The organism is Streptomyces hygroscopicus subsp. hygroscopicus, from assembly GCF_030269125.1.
Classification (GTDB): domain Bacteria; phylum Actinomycetota; class Actinomycetes; order Streptomycetales; family Streptomycetaceae; genus Streptomyces; species Streptomyces hygroscopicus_C.
The window spans coordinates 54,399-70,893 of record NZ_BSSM01000014.1 but is presented as its reverse complement, the minus strand read 5'-3'; the positions used below and the strand labels follow the sequence as shown (position 1 = coordinate 70,893).

Annotated in this window: 16 protein-coding genes; 6 read left to right on the top strand and 10 right to left on the bottom strand. The window is 72.9% G+C overall.

The features are described from left to right. Positions 1 to 356 precede the first annotated feature (356 nt). Positions 357 to 917, bottom strand: coding sequence for a hemerythrin domain-containing protein (locus QSK45_RS27665; RefSeq protein WP_285561612.1), 561 nt, complete (start codon positions 915 to 917; stop codon positions 357 to 359). Between the two features lie 232 nt (positions 918 to 1,149). Here QSK45_RS27665 and qcrB point away from each other — a divergent pair, with 232 nt between their 5' ends. Continuing rightward, complete coding sequence (qcrB, locus tag QSK45_RS27660; protein WP_285561611.1) at positions 1,150 to 2,787, top strand: cytochrome bc1 complex cytochrome b subunit; 1,638 nt, start codon at positions 1,150 to 1,152, stop codon at positions 2,785 to 2,787. 29 nt (positions 2,788 to 2,816) lie between these two features. Here the strand turns inward: qcrB and QSK45_RS27655 are convergent, their stop codons facing one another. The 8 genes from QSK45_RS27655 to QSK45_RS27620 form a co-directional block, all read right to left on the bottom strand. Then, positions 2,817 to 4,004 (bottom strand): hypothetical protein, encoded by a 1,188-nt coding sequence (locus QSK45_RS27655; protein ID WP_285561610.1) that lies wholly within the window; start codon positions 4,002 to 4,004, stop codon positions 2,817 to 2,819. A 149-nt stretch (positions 4,005 to 4,153) separates the two neighbouring features. Continuing rightward, complete coding sequence (gene ctaF, locus QSK45_RS27650) at positions 4,154 to 4,546, bottom strand: aa3-type cytochrome oxidase subunit IV (RefSeq protein WP_285561609.1); 393 nt, start codon at positions 4,544 to 4,546, stop codon at positions 4,154 to 4,156. Further along, positions 4,543 to 6,261 carry an aa3-type cytochrome oxidase subunit I gene (gene ctaD, locus QSK45_RS27645; protein WP_285561608.1) on the bottom strand — a complete coding sequence of 573 codons (1,719 nt, stop codon included), beginning with the start codon at positions 6,259 to 6,261 and terminating at the stop codon, positions 4,543 to 4,545. The genes ctaF and ctaD overlap by 4 nt, the downstream gene beginning before the upstream one ends. A gap of 751 nt (positions 6,262 to 7,012) precedes the next feature. Beyond that, positions 7,013 to 7,462 (bottom strand): OsmC family protein, encoded by a 450-nt coding sequence (locus tag QSK45_RS27640; RefSeq protein ID WP_285561607.1) that lies wholly within the window; start codon positions 7,460 to 7,462, stop codon positions 7,013 to 7,015. A 386-nt stretch (positions 7,463 to 7,848) separates the two neighbouring features. Continuing rightward, entirely contained in the window at positions 7,849 to 8,679 is an 831-nt protein-coding gene (locus tag QSK45_RS27635) for a ribonuclease BN (protein WP_285561606.1), read from the bottom strand. Positions 8,680 to 9,109: 430 nt separating this feature from the next. Then, positions 9,110 to 9,856 carry a polysaccharide deacetylase family protein gene (locus tag QSK45_RS27630; RefSeq protein WP_285561605.1) on the bottom strand — a complete coding sequence of 249 codons (747 nt, stop codon included), beginning with the start codon at positions 9,854 to 9,856 and terminating at the stop codon, positions 9,110 to 9,112. Then, a complete protein-coding gene (locus QSK45_RS27625; RefSeq protein ID WP_285561604.1) occupies positions 9,849 to 10,754 on the bottom strand; it encodes a DMT family transporter in 906 nt (301 codons plus the stop codon). The genes QSK45_RS27630 and QSK45_RS27625 overlap by 8 nt, the downstream gene beginning before the upstream one ends. 6 nt (positions 10,755 to 10,760) lie before the next feature. Continuing rightward, positions 10,761 to 11,612 (bottom strand): SDR family NAD(P)-dependent oxidoreductase, encoded by an 852-nt coding sequence (locus QSK45_RS27620; RefSeq protein ID WP_285561603.1) that lies wholly within the window; start codon positions 11,610 to 11,612, stop codon positions 10,761 to 10,763. A gap of 290 nt (positions 11,613 to 11,902) precedes the next feature. On the opposite strand from QSK45_RS27620, the gene QSK45_RS27615 reads away from it, so the two are divergent. From QSK45_RS27615 to QSK45_RS27595, 5 genes are all read left to right on the top strand, one after another. After that, on the top strand, positions 11,903 to 13,408 hold the full coding sequence (locus QSK45_RS27615; RefSeq protein ID WP_285561602.1) for an MFS transporter: 1,506 nt from the start codon (positions 11,903 to 11,905) through the stop codon (positions 13,406 to 13,408). 238 nt (positions 13,409 to 13,646) lie between these two features. Then, positions 13,647 to 13,832, top strand: coding sequence for a hypothetical protein (locus QSK45_RS27610; protein ID WP_285561600.1), 186 nt, complete (start codon positions 13,647 to 13,649; stop codon positions 13,830 to 13,832). A gap of 28 nt (positions 13,833 to 13,860) precedes the next feature. Next, entirely contained in the window at positions 13,861 to 14,856 is a 996-nt protein-coding gene (locus QSK45_RS27605) for an iron-containing redox enzyme family protein (RefSeq protein ID WP_285561599.1), read from the top strand. Positions 14,857 to 14,870: 14 nt separating this feature from the next. Continuing rightward, positions 14,871 to 15,545, top strand: coding sequence for a HemK2/MTQ2 family protein methyltransferase (locus QSK45_RS27600; RefSeq protein WP_285561597.1), 675 nt, complete (start codon positions 14,871 to 14,873; stop codon positions 15,543 to 15,545). Continuing rightward, positions 15,526 to 15,744: a CDGSH iron-sulfur domain-containing protein gene (locus QSK45_RS27595; RefSeq protein ID WP_285561595.1), complete on the top strand. Its 219-nt coding sequence runs from the start codon at positions 15,526 to 15,528 to the stop codon at positions 15,742 to 15,744. Before QSK45_RS27600 ends, QSK45_RS27595 begins: the two co-directional genes overlap by 20 nt. 215 nt (positions 15,745 to 15,959) lie before the next feature. Here QSK45_RS27595 and QSK45_RS27590 read toward each other — a convergent pair whose 3' ends face one another. Then, positions 15,960 to 16,394, bottom strand: coding sequence for a subtilase-type protease inhibitor (locus QSK45_RS27590; protein WP_285561594.1), 435 nt, complete (start codon positions 16,392 to 16,394; stop codon positions 15,960 to 15,962). Between the last annotated feature and the right edge of the window lie 101 nt (positions 16,395 to 16,495).

Genomic DNA, 16,495 nt, shown 5'->3' with positions numbered 1-16,495 from the left:
GAGCCCGGAGCCCGGGGCGACGCCCCGGAGACCCCGAGTCCGAAAGCCGGGGACCACGACCCGGCCACGGCGGGCCCAACGCCCCGGAACCACGGCTCCGAGGCGGCGGGCGACGACGCGGACACGGTGAACACGAGACGCCCTGGCCGACGACCCGGAGACCCGCGACATCCGCAGGGGATCCGGTTCGCGGGCCGGGGGGTCGGAGCGGGTGTCCGCCCGGACCGTGAGGCGCGGCAGGGGACGCCGACGGCCGATCACCCGCGAGGAGCCGTCGTCCGTGTCTCGGGACACGCCGCCGCGGCTCCGTACGCCGTCCCGTCCTCCCGGGGGCCGGGCGACGTGCACGCGGAGGGTCAATGCCGGCCGCGGCGGGACACGGCGTCACGGAGGTGGTCCCAGGGGCCGCGCACCGGGGCGGCGCTTCTCCCCGCCGGGGCCGGTCCGGGTGCGCCCGCCCCGGGACGGGTCGGCGCGGAGGGCTCCGCTCCGCACGCCTTCGATTCCAGTTCTTGCAGGACATCGGCGGGACAGACCCCTTGGAGGCGCGGGAAGAGGAGCTGTTCCTGCACGACGACGTGTTCCGTCACCCGGGCGACCACCGAGACCAGGAGTTCCCCGAACCGCTCGTCGTCGGGCTCCCGAGCCTCCAGCAGGGTCAGCAGCTCCTCGATCTCGCGGTACTCGGCGAGCCGGCCCTCCGCGTGGGTACCGCCGTCCGGCAGGTACCGGCGCAAGGCCGGGCCCAGGTACTCGCGCTCCACCGCGAAGTGCCGGACCAGACGGGTGCACAGCTCCTCGACGAGCGTCTTCCGCCGGCTGCCACCGGGTGGCGAGCAGCGGATACGGTCGACAAGACGTTGGATCCTCCGGTGGTCCGCCGTCAGTACCTCGATGATGCCGCTCCGACTGCCCACTCCCACTCCCTGGTGGCCTTGTGCACCGCTCGGCGTCGTGTGCCGGGACGCGAACGGGGACGTCCGCCCGCTCGATCACCGCTGAAAAGCGTGCCCCCTCGGCATGCCTGCGCAACGCGCCTCGGGATCACGATCAAGATTGAAGCACGCGGCACTCGGCCGCTCCCCGGCACGCGGCCGACCGAGGCGCGCTGCGCGGTGCGGCACAAGACGTGGAGGAGCGTGGTGCGGCATGCTGCGGCAGCGCAGAGCGAGGGCGAAGGCGAAGGCGCGACAGGCGGCCTTCCAGGCGTACGTGGTGATGGACCGGCGCGCGCCGATCTCGGAACTCGCCGGACAACTGTTGCGCAAGGCATTCCCCGACCACTGGTCCTTCCTGCTCGGGGAGATCGCTCTCTACAGTCTCGTCGTCCTGGTGCTCACCGGCAGTTATCTGACGCTCTATTTCGATCCGAGCCTGGCCCAGGTGACGTACTCCGGCTCGTACGGGCCGTTGCAGGGCGTTCTGGTCTCGAAGGCGTACGAGTCGACCCTCCACGTGAGTTTCGACGTGCGGGGCGGCCTGCTGATCAGGCAGATGCACCACTGGGCCGCCCTCGTCTTCGTCGCCGCCATCGGCGTCCACATGCTCAGGATCTTCTTCACCGGCGCCTTCCGCAGGCCGAGAGAACTCAACTGGGTCATCGGCGTGACCCTGTTCATGCTGGCCCTCCTGGAGGGCTTCTGCGGCTACTCGCTCCCGGACGACCTCCTGTCCGGCACCGGCCTGCGCACCGCCAACACCATCGTGATGTCGATCCCGGTCGTCGGCACCTACCTGGCTCTCTTCGCCTGGGGTGGCGCCTACCCCGGCACCGTGCTCGGCCAGCGGCTCTACATCCTGCACGTGCTGTTCGTCCCGGGCCTGCTGATCGCCCTCGTCGCCGTGCATCTGTTCCTGGTGGTCTACCTCAAGCACACGCAGTGGGCGGCCCCCGGGAAGACCAACCGGAACGTGGTGGGGCAGCCCATGTACCCCTCGTTCGCGGTCAGGTCGACCGGGCTGTCCCTGATGGTCTTCGGCGTCACCGCGCTGCTGGCGGGCGTGGCACAGATCAATCCCGTGTGGGACTACGGCCCGTACGTCACCGACCAGGTCTCGACCGACGCCCAGCCCGACTGGTACGTCGGCTTCCTGGAAGGGGCCCTGCGGCTGATGCCGGCCGCGGAGACCGACATCGCCGGGCACACCTTCATGTGGAACGTCCTCCTGCCCGCGGTGGTCCTGCCCGCACTGCTCTTCGCCCTGCTGTACCTGTACCCCGTCTTCGAGCGGTGGGTGACCGGGGACCTGCTGGAGCACCATCTGTGCGACCGGCCCCGCGACCGGCCGGTGCGGACGGGTCTCGGCGTGGCGGGCATCGTCGCATACGCCGTGCTGCTCATGGCGGGCGGCAACGACGTGACGGCCTTTCTGTTCGGTTTCTCCGTCAACAGCCTCACCTGGGTCTTCCGCATCGCCCTCGTCGTCGGCCCCGTCGTCGCGTACCTCGTCACCAGGCGCGTCTGTCTCGCGCTGCAACTGCACGAGCGCCATCTGTACCAGGAGGGGGTGGAGACCGGTGTGGTCCGTCAGGACCTCGCGGGCGGCATGGCCGAGCGCCACACGGGCCTCGACCGGGCGCGCCGCTACCGCCTGCTGGTCAGGGAGCTTCCCCGGCCGCTCAAGGCCCCCGGACGCCAGGCACCGCTGCGCTCACGCCTTCGGGCGTCGCTGAGTTCCTGGTACTACCGGGACCGCGTCGAACCCCCCACGACGGCGGAGGAACGCCTGCAGATCGCCGGTCGCACGGCGGATCCGGTAGCGGGCGGCGTCGACGCCGAGGAGTGACCGGCGTCGTCACCCGGGGTGGGGGCTTCTCACTGGCCGACGGCGAGGAACAGGGCTCCGACCACGACCGACAGGACGATCTCGTAGCCGAGGACGACGCAGGCCAGCGTCACCACTCCCTTTTGCCACAGACGCGGTCCGCGGTAGGGAGGGAGCGGTGGCTGGAGCGACGGCTGGTCCGAGGGTCGGAGCGCCGCGTCGGTCGCGGTCGTGCCGGCCGCCGCGTGGGTGCGCCACCAGTCCCCCAGCGTTCGGACCTTCGCTTCGAACTCCGAGTCCCAGAGCACCCGTCCGACACGCGGTACCGGCAGGGGCGTCCGGCGGCCGTCCGCTTCGAGGAGGACCGGCCTGCGCCCGCCGCGGTGGCGCTCGACGGCGATCCCCCGGATCTCGTCCCGGGGCACGGTTCGGGGCCGAAGCCCTCGTACGACCAGGTGGTCGGCGGTGAGGACGACGCCTCTGCCGAGACTCAGGAAGCCCGCGCCCAGCAGCAGCGACATCGCGACGAGTGCGCCGAGCGTGCGGCTGAGGAGCGTCGGGTGGGCGGAGCCGGGACCCTCGGCGAACCCCGCCATCAGCGCGTCGGCCGCGAGCCAGCCGAGCAGCAGGACCGCGGGCACCGACCGGCTCGGCGCAGGTCGCATCACCAGTCGCTCGGGCAGCCGGCCGTAGGTGTGCCCCCATGCCTCGGGTTCACCGGCCGTGTCCTCGACTCGGGCCACGCCCCCGCCGGCGAGCCACCAGCCCCGGATGGCCGCGGCCTTCTCGTCGAACCGGCGGTCGCGGGACAGGAATCCGGAACTGGGCACGCGGAGCGGGGTACGGCGGCCGTCCGTCTCGTAGAGGACCACCCGCCGTCCTCCGGTGAACGGCTCCACCGCGACCTCGGCCACCCGGCTCCACGGGATGGTCCGGCGGCGCAGGTTGTGGACGACGACCGCCTCGGGGGTCAGGGTCACCCCGACGTAGCGGCTCAGCACCCACAGTTCGAGCGTGATGAGGAGCGGCAGCACCAGGGCGAGGATCCGCGAGCCGAACGGCATGTCGAACAGTCCGGGCCGCTGGTGCGCCCACAGCAGGGGGTTCGACCACTGCGTCAGCACGACGGCACCGAGGATCAGCGCCAGTGGCAGGGTCTGCTGCCACGAAGCCCGGTAGCGGACTCGGCCGATGGTTCCCGACGATTCCGCTCCGCCGTCGCGGGCTTCCTGGTTCACAGCTGTCGCACCCCTGCCGGACGATCAATGCGAGGCATCATGCCCGGCCGGGGACCGTTCACGCAATGGCCGGCGGCGGCCCCGGCCCGACGGGCAGCGGTCGGCCGCAGGGAGGGCGTTCCTCCTGGCCGGGGCGCCCTTGAACGACCTCACCGGCTCTCTCGGTTTCCGAACTGGAAGACCAGGCCGAAGACTCCCGGCCACAGGAGTCCGAACCCGATGATGATGATCCATACGCCGTAGACGATCCCGACGGCGATCACAGCCGCGCCCAGCGCGGTGACGACCGGGTAGCCGCTGTACGGGGGGAAGAAGTCCAGCGTACCGGTGCGCTCACGGATGTCGGAGTCCGGCCGGTCCTCGGGGCGCACCCCCTTGCGCCGGTAGTTGATCAAACAGAAGAACGAGATCACCGACGCCATGCCGAACGAGACGGTCAACGCGGCGATGCCGGCGGGTTCGCGCGCGAACCAGATGTAGGCCGCGTCGGTGAGGAGGAAGAACAGCGCGACGCCGGCGAAGAGGTACGCCTCGGATTTCATTCGCTCTGCTCTCCCAAGGTGTCCGGGGTCGGCTCGACCGTTCCGCGAGCCGACGGCCCCAGTTCCTCCCGCACCTCGGGGTGGTGCAGATCGAACGCCGGTGAGTCGGACCGTACGCGCGGCAGCGCGGTGAAGTTGTGGCGGGGCGGGGGGCACGACGTGGCCCACTCCAGCGAGCGGCCCCAGCCCCAGGGATCGTCCATGCCGACCTCGGGGGCGTGCTGCGCGGTCTTCCACACGTTGTAGAGGAAGGGCAGGGTGGAAAGGCCGATCAGGAAGGCGCCGATCGACGAGATGGTGTTCAAGAGGGTGAAACCGTCGGCCGGCAGATAGTCCGCGTAGCGGCGGGGCATCCCCATCTCACCGAGCCAGTGCTGCACGAGGAACGTGGTCTGGAAGCCGACGAACAGCGTCCAGAAGTGGATCTTCCCGAGGCGTTCGCCGAGCATTTTCCCCGTCATCTTGGGCCACCAGAAGTAGAAGCCGGCGAACATGGCGAAGACGATCGTGCCGAACAGGACGTAGTGAAGGTGGGCGACGATGAAATACGTGTCGGTCAGGTGAAAGTCCAGGGCCGGGGAGGCGATGAGGACACCGCTGAGCCCCCCGAGCAGGAACGTCACCAGGAAGCCGGCCGCCCACAGCATCGGCGTCTCGAAGGAGACGCTGCCCCGCCACATGGTCCCGATCCAGTTGAAGAACTTCACGCCGGTCGGAACGGCGATCAGGAAGGACATCAGGGCGAAGAACGGCAGCAGCACCGCGCCCGTGGCGAACATGTGGTGGGCCCACACGGTGGCCGACAGCATCGTGATCGAGATCGTCGCGGCCACCATGCCGACGTATCCGAAGACCGGTTTGCGGCTGAACACCGGGATGATCTCCGTGACGACGCCGAAGAACGGCAGTGCCACGATGTAGACCTCCGGATGGCCGAACCACCAGAACAGGTGCTGCCACAGCAGCGCGCCGCCCGAGGCGGAGTCGAAGACGTGCGCCCCGTAGGCCCGATCGGCCACCAGGGCGAACAGGATGGCGGTGAACACAGGGAAGGCCAGCAGCACGAGGATCGACGTGAAGAGGATGTTCCAGGTGAAGATCGGCATCCGGAACATGGTCATGCCCGGCACCCTCAGGCACACGATCGTGGCGATGAAGTTCACGGCACCGAGCGTGGTGCTCACGCCCGCCACCGCGAGCCCCATCGCCCACAGGTCGCCGCCGTGCCCGGGAGAGTGCACCGCGTTGTTCAGCGGGGCGTAGGCGAACCAGCCGAAAGGCGCCGCACCCTGGTCGACGAAGAAGCCGGACAGGACGATCAGTCCGCCGAAGAGGAAGAGCCAGTACGACAGAGCGTTCAGACGCGGGAACGCGACGTCCGGGGCACCGATCTGCAACGGCATGACGGCGTTCGCGAACCCGGCGAACGTGGGGGTCGCGAAGAGCAGCATCATGATCGTTCCATGGATCGTGAACAGCTCGTTGTACTGCTGGTTGGTGACGATCTGCAGGCCCGGACGAACCAGTTCCGCCCGCATGATCATCGCCAGCACACCGGCGAGCAGGAAGAACCCGAACGAGGTGATGAAATACAGATGGGCGATCTTCTTGTGGTCGGTGGTCGTCAGGTAGTCCCGGATCCGCACTCCGGAGGGCACCCGAGGTTCACGGGTGGTGACCTGCTGTTCGCCCGACCCTGGAAGAGTCTGTGCCATGAGCGCCCTCCACGCGCTGAGTCAATCGAAGCGGCCCCCGCGGGGGCGCGGTCGTCGCCATGAGGGTCGGTCCCCCGAGGTGAGCGCGAGGTCCAGGGGTGCCGGGCACCCGCACGTCCCATGCCGTTCGCGCCGCCCACGGCGTGTCGTCGGCGGTGCGGACCGGGGAGGCGGTGGGCGTGCCGACGCTCGGCACGCACGTTTGTGGCCGCTGTCCGCCCGCGCCTACGGCCGAACACCGAAGTGCCGGAGGCCCCGGCCCTGGTGGCGGAGTCCGGAAACCTCGTGGGCCACCTTGCCGGTTGACACGGCGTCAGCATGGCAGAGATGACCGCTCGACGCCTGTGACGCGACGGTGCCATCCGGGTTCACTCACCATCCGGCGGTCACCAGGTCGGTCTTGCGAGCCGACGACACCGCGGGCCTCGGTGTCCGGACGGGTGGGTTCATGGCGGCCGGATCCGCCGCAGGGACCGCAGCGCTCGCCGCGGTGCCCGACGCCGTCCCGGCCGGACTCCAGCAGCCGGGACGAGGGCGAGGGGACGGAAAGCGGGAGGGGGAAGGGCGCGGGGACAGCACGCAGGAGTGCCGGGGCGGCCACGTACGGCTGCCCCGGCCGATGTGCCGGCGTGTTCGTCGATCGTCTCCGGACCGACCGCCGGGCGCTGTGGCGTCGGCCACCGCCGTGCGCCATCCGGCGGAAGCGGAGAATGCCGGTAGCGGCGGGGGGTCCGTCGGCACCGGCACGTGCTCACGCCAGTTCGATGCCGACCTCCGGTGGCTGCTTGAGCGTGTTGTGGACGGTGCAGTGCGAGGCCACGGCCAGCAGACCGGCGCGGCGCTCCTCGGGAAGTTCCGGTGGCGCGACGATCACGATCCGCAGGGAGGCCACGCGGGCCGGACGGTCGGAGGCCATGGCGTACTGCGCACGAACCCGCAGTCCGGAGCGGGGCAGGCCGTGCCGGTGCAGGTAGCTTCCCGCGTAGAAGGCGACACAGGTGGCCAGGGAAGCGGCGAACAGTTCGACGGGCGTCGGCGCGGTGTCCGTGCCGCCCGCCTCGATGGGCTGGTCGACCTGGACGCGGTGCCCGCGGATGTCGACGCTGTAGGCGTCGCCGCCGACATGGGTGACCTCGAATCGGTGCACGTCGGCTTCTCGTGCCTGGGTCGTGCCACTGGTCTGGTGAGTGGTGCCGGTCATGACGTGCCTCTTCTGCCTGCGGACGTCCGGTGGTGGTCCCAGTGGACCGCGGACGGCTCGCCGGTGCGATGGGCCGACAGGGTGCCGCCGGGCCCGACCGGCCCTCCCCGGTGAGGCCACGCGGCGCCCGCGAGTCGGCACGCCGAACCGGGGTCCGCCTCGCTCGCCGGCCGCGGGGTCCGCCATGGGTGCGGGCGAACGGCCGGATCACCGCGCGAGGGGGGAGGGAGGCGTGCCCGGCGGGAAACCGTGTCCGGGAGGTCTGCGGCTTGCCGACGGGACGGAGAACACGTGAGGGCCACGACCACGGCCACGGGCCGGGCGGCCACGGCGGCGCCGGACAGTATCCGGCTGCCGGGGATCATCCCCGGGGTGCAGCTGGACGACTAGGGTTCCCTGTCCTCGTCGTGGTCGGTGTCCGGGTCGTCGTGGTGGTGGTCCGGCATCCAGTGGTGCTCGCAGAACCAGCGGCCGAACACGGCGCCGCCGTAGATGACGAAGCCGACGCCGATCAGCCAGGACTCCAGGACGAGGACGGTGCCGACCGCGCCGTAGCTGAGGGCGTTGGTGACGATGAGGGGCGTGAAGACGAGGTAGGAGAAGGCGCGCAGGCCGGCGAGACCCACCACGGTGGCCAGCGCGCCCGGCAGCAGTTCGCGCCAGCGGACCTGGTTGCCCAGCAGGAAGTGCTGCCCCCACCAGAAGAACAGCACCCCGCTCACCCCGGACAGCATGATCCGCTGGGAACCGTGCAGCGCCGCCTTGGTCGCCACCTCCTGGTAGAGGTACGCCGTGAGCACGACCAGCCAGGTGGCCTGCCGCCAGACCCGGTGCCAGGGCCCGGCGGCGAGGCCCCAGATGCGCTCGTAGGCGTTCTGCACGCTGCCCCCGAAGGACACGCCGAACACGGCGAGCAGGAGAGCGCTCCAGGCGCTGGTGGTGCCGATGACGCTGTGCGGAGGGCTGATGACGTCCGTGACCACGCGCGCCGACCGCCCGGACAGCCCCATGCCGTCGGTCAGCCAGGAGGCGAACCCGCCCTGCACCAGCGGGTCCGCGGCCGCGACCACGATGAGCAGGGGGGCCAGCGTCACCAGGGCCAGGGTGGCGAAACCCATGGCCCGGTGCATCAGCTCCAGCTCCCGGCCGTGCTCGAACAGGGCCTGGACACGGATCCACGCCCACGCGCGGTGCAGGCCGCGCCGCCACCGACTCACGGCACCTCCCGTGCTCACCGCGGCGCGCGTGCGGGCCCGACATGAACGCGCGCCTCCGATTCACTGTGGCACGGACCGGGCCCGACGCCACGGAGGAGGCGGCCAGTCGGGTCGACCGACGGGTACGGGCGGGCCGCGCGGCCGGTTCCCGGCAGCGTCCCGCACCCGCCGACGGACGCACCGAAGCCGTACACCGTCCGGCGGAGACACGCCCAGGACCCGGAAGCACCGAGCGCCCCAGGACAGGCAGCCACACCGCACGACCGGGACCACGACGGGCCACTGGCAGCAGGCCGCCCGAACCGGACCGTGACAGCGGCGACCGAACCCGGCCCGCGCGGCGGTCGGACACGCACCGCCAGCGACCCGGCGCGTGTCCGACCGGCCGACCGAGATGCCGGGGCATGTGCCCCGGCCCGCCGACCGAGGATCAGCGCAGCCCGTGCTCCCGCAACGGCCCCACCGTCAGCCCCGCCTCCCGGCAGTCCCCGACGACGGCCGGCAGCGCGGCGAGGGCCGCCCGCCAGCAGCCCGGCGCCGCCAGTCGGTCCGAGTCGTGGAGCAGGATCGTGCCGCCGCCCCACAGCTGCGCGGTGACCAGTGCGTGGACCGATTCCGGCGTGGCCTCCGCGCGCCAGTCCTTGCCCCAGGCGGTCCAGAGGACCGGGCGCAGGCCCGCGCGGCGGGCGGCCAGCCAGCGGGGGGAGGTGAGGATGCCGTAGGGCGGGCGGTACCAGCGGGGGCGGTGGCCGGTGAGGTCCCGTACCGCGCGGGCGGTGCGGGTGACCCCCTCGGACTCACGGGCGACGGCGGGGCGCCAGGGCCGGTCGTGGCGCCAGCCGTGCACCGCGACCTCGTGCCCGCGCCGGGCGGTCTCCGTGACCAGTGCCGGATGGCGCACCGCCTGCTCGCCGAGCACGAAGAAGGTGGCGCGCACACCGAGCACGTCCAGCGCGTCGAGGAAGCGCGGCGTGGCGAGCGGGTCGGGGCCGTCGTCGAAGGTCAGGGCGACGTGGTCGTGCCTCCCGGTACCCGCGAGCCCCGGGAACCACGGCAGCCGCACGCCGGGGAGCCACGTGGCGGCCGGACCGGCGTGGACGCCCGCGAGCGCGAGCGGCAGCAGCGTGGCGGCCGCGCGGAGGGCGCGGGCGGACGGCCGGGCCGCGTGTTCACTCATCGCGTCTCCCCGGGTGCCTGCCGCCCCGTTCGCCGGGGGTGTCCCAACCCCGGCGGACGGAGGACGCGTTCGCCAGTCCGATGCTGCCCGCGCCGATCAGCGCGATGCCGATGATCTCCGGGATGATCCGCAGCCCGAGCTGGACGGACTCCTCGAACAGCGCCCAGCCGAGCGCCACGCTGGTGAGCGCGTCGCCCAGGGTGAGCGCGGGCTGCGACGCGGCCAGCGACCCCGCGCCGAGCGCGCTCTGCAGCAACAGGAAGGCCACGAGCCCGACGGCGGCGGTGGCGTACGGCGACCAGTGGGAGAACATCGCGCCGGGCCCGAACCGCAGCTGCCCCACGGTCTCCTTGAGCAGCGCGGCGGTGGTCGCGAAGGACACCGCGGCGCCGAGCCCGAACAGCACCGCGCGGGCCGCCCCGTGTACCGTACGGGCGACCAGTACCAGCAGCACCACGACGCAGCAGGCCACCCCGCCCGCCATGAGCCACGCCCGGGACGTCGCGTCGGTGCGGCCCGGTCGCGGCGCGGCCGACAGCAGGAAGACGGCCAGCCCGACGGCGAGGGCGACGAACGCCGTCCACGTACGGCGGTCCGGGGGGCGCCGGAAGACGAGGCTGCCCACCAGCAGGGTGAACAGCAGCTCGGTGGCGAGCAGCGGCTGCACCAGCGAGAGGCTGCCCACGGCGAGCGCCCAGCCCTGGAGCACGGCGGACAGCATCAGCAGACCGACGCCCGCCAGCCAGTCCGGGCGCCGCAGCAGCCGCAGCAGCGCCCGCAGCATCCCGCCCGCCCCGCCGGCTTCCGCGGGGGCGTGCACCGCGGCGGCCCGGCGTTGCAGCACCGAGGAGGCGGCGTTCGCCAGCGCCGAGCACAGTGCCAGTCCGACGGTCAGCACGGCCGCTCACCCGAAGCGCGCGGCGAGCCGCCGGTAGAGCCCCGGCGCGGCGCCGCGCACCCGGGCGGGCAGCCGCAGCCAGCCGGGGACGTAGACCTCGTCCGTGCCGCGCCGCACGGCGGTGAGCACGGCGTCCGCGACCCGCTCGGGCGGCACCGGCCGGGGCCGGGACCGCCGGTAGGGGGCGCCCCGCCGGTCGAAGAAGGGGGTGTCGACCACGCCGGGGACCACATGGGTGACGCCGACGCCGGTGCCGCGCAGCTCGTAGCGCAGCGCGTCGGCGAACACGGCCACGGCGGCCTTGACCGCGGAGTACACCGCCTCACCCCGCACGCCGACGCTGCCCGCGACGGAACCGAGGAGCACGATCCGTCCGGACCCCGCCGCGACCATGTGGGGCAGCAGGCCGCGCACGAGGTGCAGGGTGGCCAGCAGGTCGGTGCCGACGAGTTCCTCGATGCGGGCGCGGGGCATGCCGGTGAAGTCGCCGGCCCAGCCGACGCCGGCGCCCGCCACGACCAGGTCCACGCGGCCGAGGTAGTCGAGGGCGGCCTCGGCCACCTCGCGGTCGGCGCCCGGCCGGTTGAGGTCCGCGGCGACGGTCACGGCCGACACCTCGGCGGCCACCTGCTCCAGACGGGTGAGGTCGCGGCCGTTGAGCACCATCCGCCAGCCGCCCTCGGCGGCCAGCCGGCGGGCCACGGCGGCGCCGATACCGGAGGACGCGCCGGTCACCAGGGCCGTGCCGCGGGGGGCCGGCTGATCGGCGTGCCGGGCGTCGGGGGCCGCCGCCGGGCCGGACCTCGTCACCGGCCGGGCGCGGTTCGACGGTCCTGCGGGGGGCGGGGCTTGGGACATGGTGGCGACCTCACTGCGACGGCGTGCGGTGTCCGCGAGTTCCTGGGCCGGACCTTCGCGGTGTATCCAGGGCGCCACAGCCTGAAAGTCCCCGCACCTCGGTGAGCGCGAACCGGGGTGCGGCGCCGGCCGGGTTCCGGTTCCGCCACGACGTACACGGCGCGCTTTCCCGGGCCCCATCGAAACGTTGCCGTTTCGCTGAAGCTCGTCTAGCCTCAAGGCGTACGAAACCGTTTCGTTTATGTCCGGCGCATGCCCCACGCGTGAACGACTTCCCCGGAGTGGTTCCCATGTCCCAGAAAACCCTGACCGACGCCCCCCGAACGGGGGCAGGGACCGCGGCACAGCACGTCGCCCCGCCCCGGCGCTGGTGGATCCTCGCGGTCATCGCCGTCGCCCAGCTGATGGTGGTCCTCGACGCCACGATCGTGAACATCGCCCTGCCCTCCGCCCAGCGCGACCTCGGCTTCTCCGACGGCAACCGGCAGTGGATCGTCACCGCGTACGCGCTGGCGTTCGCCTCGCTGCTCCTGCTCGGCGGCCGCATCGCCGACCTGTTCGGCCGCAAGCCCGCCTTCCTCGTCGGCGTCGTCGGTTTCGCCGCGGCCTCCGCGCTCGGCGGCGCCGCGAACGGCTTCGCCATGCTGGTCACCGCCCGCGCGCTCCAGGGTGCCTTCGGCGCGCTGCTCGCGCCGGCCGCGCTGTCCCTGCTCAACACGACGTTCACCGACGCCCGCGAGCGGGCCCGCGCGTTCAGCGTCTACGGCGCGATCGCCGGCGCCGGCGGCGCGGTCGGCCTGCTGCTCGGCGGGCTGCTCACCGACGCCCTGGACTGGCGCTGGACGCTGTACGTGAACGTGGCCATCGCGGTCGTCGCCTTCGCGGGCGGCTGGATCCTGCTGGGCAACCACCGCGACGCGGGACACGCCAGGCTGGACGTGCCCGGCACCGTGCTGGTCGCCGCCGGCCTCTTCTCCGTGGTCTACGGCTTCTCCAACGCCGAGACGCACCACTGGCACTCGCCACTGACCTGGGGCTTCCTGCTCGCGGGCGGGCTGCTGCTCGCCGCGTTCACCTGGTGGCAGACCCGCGCCGCGCATCCGCTGCTGCCGCTGCGGATCCTGCTGGACCGCGACCGGTCGGCGTCCTTCCTCGCGGTGCTGATCACCGGCGCCGGCATGTTCGGCGTCTTCCTCTTCCTCACCTACTACCTCCAGCTCAACCTCGGCTTCAGCCCCACGAAGACCGGCGTGGCGTTCCTGCCGATGGTCGGCGCGCTGATGGTGGCCGCGCAGCTCGGCACCACGCTGCTGGTGCCCCGGGTCGGACCGAAGGCGGTCATCCCGCTGGGCTTCGCGATCGCCACGGCCGGCATGGCCTGGCTGACCGGCATCGGCCTCGGCTCGCACTACGGCAGCGCCGTGCTGCCGCAGCTGATCGTGACCGGCCTGGGCCTCGGCCTGGTGATGCCGCCCGCCATGCAGCTGGCCACCGGCGGGGTCGCGGCCGAGGACGCGGGCGTGGCCTCCGCGAGCGTCAACGCGATGCAGCAGGTGGGCGGTTCGGTCGGTACGGCCCTGCTGAACACCCTCGCGACCAGCGCCGCGACCCACTACGTGGCCGGCCGTGACGCCACCAGCAAGCTGGTCCGGGCGCAGGCGACGATCGAGAGCTACACCACCGCCTTCTGGTGGTCGGCCGGCTTCTTCGCCGCGGGCGCGGTGCTCGCCTTCCTGCTCTACCGGCGCGGGGTGCCGCGCCAGGACGCGGGTGCGGTCGCGGTCGTCCACATGTGACGGCCGGCGTCGTGTGACAGCCCGGTCCGTACGCTCCGCCGAGCCGCGCCGTGCACGCCGGAGCCATCCGGTTCCGAGCCGCACCCACGGAGACACCCGGGCCGAGGAGCGATCAGAGGAACCGTCCGGGCCGAGGGGCCGCCGTCCGCAGGGGGACGGCGGCCCCTCGGCCGTGCGTGGGGACGGCCGCAGCGGGTAGCCGGAGCGGATCAGGACGACGCCGGTGGAAGGAGACACCATGTCCGGCGGGGACGACAAGCGGCCCGAGACGGCGCTGGAGGAAGTGCTGCACGAGGCCGAGGAGGCCGAGCGGCACGGCGAGGAGGGCGACGGCGGCGGCGAGGCGGCGGACGCCATCACCCCGAACACCGGGGCCCAGGAGCAGTCCCAGGGTGACCGGACGGCACCCGGACGGCGGCACTGACCTGGCCGGACCCGGGTACCCGGTCGCCATGAACCCACGAGGACCCGAGCTGCCGCCCGCGCGGGGCCCGCTGTCGGCCGCGCTCGTCGGCCATCTGCGCGGCGCCGGACCGCTGCCCGAACCCACCGGCGCCGAGGACCCCTACGGCGACGACGCGCAGCTCGCCCTGTACCTCTGCTACGAGCTGCACTACCGCGGCTTCGCGGGCGTGCCCCCCGACGCCGAGTGGGACCCGGACCTGCTCCGCCTGCGGGCCGCGCTGGAGTGCCGCTTCCTGGCCGCGCTGCGTGCCGACACGCCGGTGCACGAGAGCCTGGACGACGCGCTCGGCGTGCTCCTGGTGGAACCGGCCGACGGCACCGGCGTCACCCGTTTCCTGTGTGCCGAGGGCGAGTCGTGGCAGCTGCGGGAGTACGCGGCGCAGCGCTCCCTGTACCACCTGAAAGAGGCCGACCCGCACGCCTGGGTGCTGCCCCGGCTGTGGGGCCGGGCCAAGGCGGCGATGGCGGCGGTGGAGTACGACGAGTTCGGCGGCGGCCGGGCCGAACGGGTGCACGCGCGCCTGTTCGCCGACCTGATGCGGGACCTGGACCTGGACACGGAGTACGGCCGCTATCTGGACGCGGCCCCGGCCGAGATGCTGGCCGTCGTCAACCTGATGTCCCTGTTCGGCCTGCACCGCGCGCTGCGCGGCGCGCTGGTCGGCCACTTCGCGGAGGTGGAGATCACCTCCTCCCCCGGCTCCCGGCGGCTCGCCGAGGCGCTGCGCCGCACCGGCGCGGGAGAGGCCGCGCAGTTCTTCTACGACGAGCACGTGGAGGCGGACGCGGTGCACGAGCAGGTGGTCCGCCACGAGGTGATCGGCGGACTCCTGGAGGAGGAGCCCGAGTTGGCGGCCGACATCGCCTTCGGCATCGACGCGACCGAGTACCTGGAGGACCGGCTCGCCCGGCGGCTCCTGGACGCGTGGCGCGCCGGGCGCTCCGCGCTGCGCGTCCCCCTCGGACAGCCGAGCGCGGCATGACCCATACATCGGGAATGTCCGGGTACTCGCGGAATGTGATCGCTTTGCTGATTCCGGGTGTGTACGCCCCCCAGGACGACACCGCGCTGCTGACCGAGGCCCTGCGCGAGGAGGCCCTGCCGACCGGGGCGCGAGTGCTCGACGTGGGCACCGGAAGCGGGGCGCTGGCGCTCGCGGCGGCCCGGCGGGGTGCCGAGGTGACCGCGGTGGACGTGTCGCGGCGGGCGGTATGGACGGCCCGGATCAACGCCTGGCTGACCCGGGTGCCGGTGCGGATCCGGCGCGGGGACCTCTTCACGCCGGTGCGCGGACGGACGTACGACGTGATCCTCGCGAACCCGCCCTACGTCCCCGCCCCGCACTCCGGGCACGGGCCGCGCGGCCGGTCCCGGGCCTGGGACGCGGGGCACGACGGGCGGCTGCTGCTGGACCGGATCTGCCGGGACGCACCCCCGCTGCTCGCCCCCCGGGGCGTGGTGCTGCTCGTGCAGTCCGCGCTGAGCGACCCCGAGCGCTCCCTGGAACTGCTGCGCGACGCGGGCCTGAAGGCCGCCGTGGTACGGCGGCGCTGGATCGGCCTCGGCCCGGTGCTGCGCTCCCGGGAGGAGTGGCTGCGCCGGCGCGGGCTGCTCGCGCCGCACGAGAGAACGGAAGAGCTGGTGGTGATCCGTGCCGAACGAACCCGCTGAGCGTGCCCACGAACCCGCCGGCCGTGCCCGCCGGATCACCGTGCAGCGCCGGGGGCCGCTGCTCGTGGAGGGGCCGGTCGAGGTCGAACTGGAGGACGGTACGACGGTGTCCTCGGACCGCTTCCGTGTCGCTCTGTGCACCTGCCGACGCAGTCGGCGCTACCCCTGGTGCGACACAAGTCATCGCCGCAAGACCTGAGCACCGTTCGTTTTTCGCCGCTCCCCGGTAGGCCCCCCACGGACCTGCCCGGGGAGCGGCTCTGTGTGCCGGCAAGCCGGCGGGCGACCCCACTTCGCCCGACGGTCCGGCGCGAGATCGCGGGTACCCCGCTCCGAGAGGGCCGCACTCCCCAGTCACGGTCCTGATCCGGCGTCCACGGGGTCCCTGCGATCCCGGTCCTCGGGCAGCCTTCGCTAGAACGCGAAGAGGCTGCCGCCGACGGCGTCCCGCTCGCAGGAGTTGCCGAAGGTCCGCTCATAGGAGACCCGCCGGCCCTGCCACACACCCTGGGCGGTGACGACCACGGGGTCGTACAGCTTGTCGCACCACACGTCCTCGCGCGCCTGGAGGGCGTCGAAGTCGCCACCGACGGCGTGCAGTTCGGCGCACGCCTCGGGGGCGTCCGGGTGGGTGCCGGAGGCGCCCGGGGCGCAGCTGAGGGTGACGGCGCGTTCGGGGGTCGCGGTGGCCGCGTCGCCGCCGTGGCCGACGGTCAGCACCAGCGCCGACGGGGCGTAGAGCGAGGCCGGGGCGGCCTCCGGGGCGGCGACGGCGGCCCCGGTCAGGGGTCCGCAGACGGCGACGGCGGTGAGGCCGAGGGCCGCTGCCCAGCGCGCGGTGTTCCGCATGGTGTGCATCCTTCCGCTCGAACTAGACGGGTGCCGGCCCCGTTTCCGGTGGGACGTCGGAGCGGCGAGCGCCACTCTGCCGAGTCCCCCGCCGAAACACA

Excerpts from the sequence above, each read along its gene's own strand:
- qcrB (WP_285561611.1), top strand. The coding sequence starts at position 1,150 with ATGCTGCGGCAGCGCAGAGCGAGGGCGAAGGCGAAGGCGCGACAGGCG.
- ctaF (WP_285561609.1), bottom strand. The coding sequence starts at position 4,546 with ATGAAATCCGAGGCGTACCTCTTCGCCGGCGTCGCGCTGTTCTTCCTC.
- ctaD (WP_285561608.1), bottom strand. The coding sequence starts at position 6,261 with ATGGCACAGACTCTTCCAGGGTCGGGCGAACAGCAGGTCACCACCCGT.
- QSK45_RS27640 (WP_285561607.1), bottom strand. The coding sequence starts at position 7,462 with ATGACCGGCACCACTCACCAGACCAGTGGCACGACCCAGGCACGAGAA.
- QSK45_RS27630 (WP_285561605.1), bottom strand. The coding sequence starts at position 9,856 with ATGAGTGAACACGCGGCCCGGCCGTCCGCCCGCGCCCTCCGCGCGGCC.
- QSK45_RS27620 (WP_285561603.1), bottom strand. The coding sequence starts at position 11,612 with ATGTCCCAAGCCCCGCCCCCCGCAGGACCGTCGAACCGCGCCCGGCCG.
- QSK45_RS27615 (WP_285561602.1), top strand. The coding sequence starts at position 11,903 with ATGTCCCAGAAAACCCTGACCGACGCCCCCCGAACGGGGGCAGGGACC.
- QSK45_RS27610 (WP_285561600.1), top strand. The coding sequence starts at position 13,647 with ATGTCCGGCGGGGACGACAAGCGGCCCGAGACGGCGCTGGAGGAAGTG.
- QSK45_RS27605 (WP_285561599.1), top strand. The coding sequence starts at position 13,861 with ATGAACCCACGAGGACCCGAGCTGCCGCCCGCGCGGGGCCCGCTGTCG.
- QSK45_RS27600 (WP_285561597.1), top strand. The coding sequence starts at position 14,871 with ATGTCCGGGTACTCGCGGAATGTGATCGCTTTGCTGATTCCGGGTGTG.
- QSK45_RS27590 (WP_285561594.1), bottom strand. The coding sequence starts at position 16,394 with ATGCGGAACACCGCGCGCTGGGCAGCGGCCCTCGGCCTCACCGCCGTC.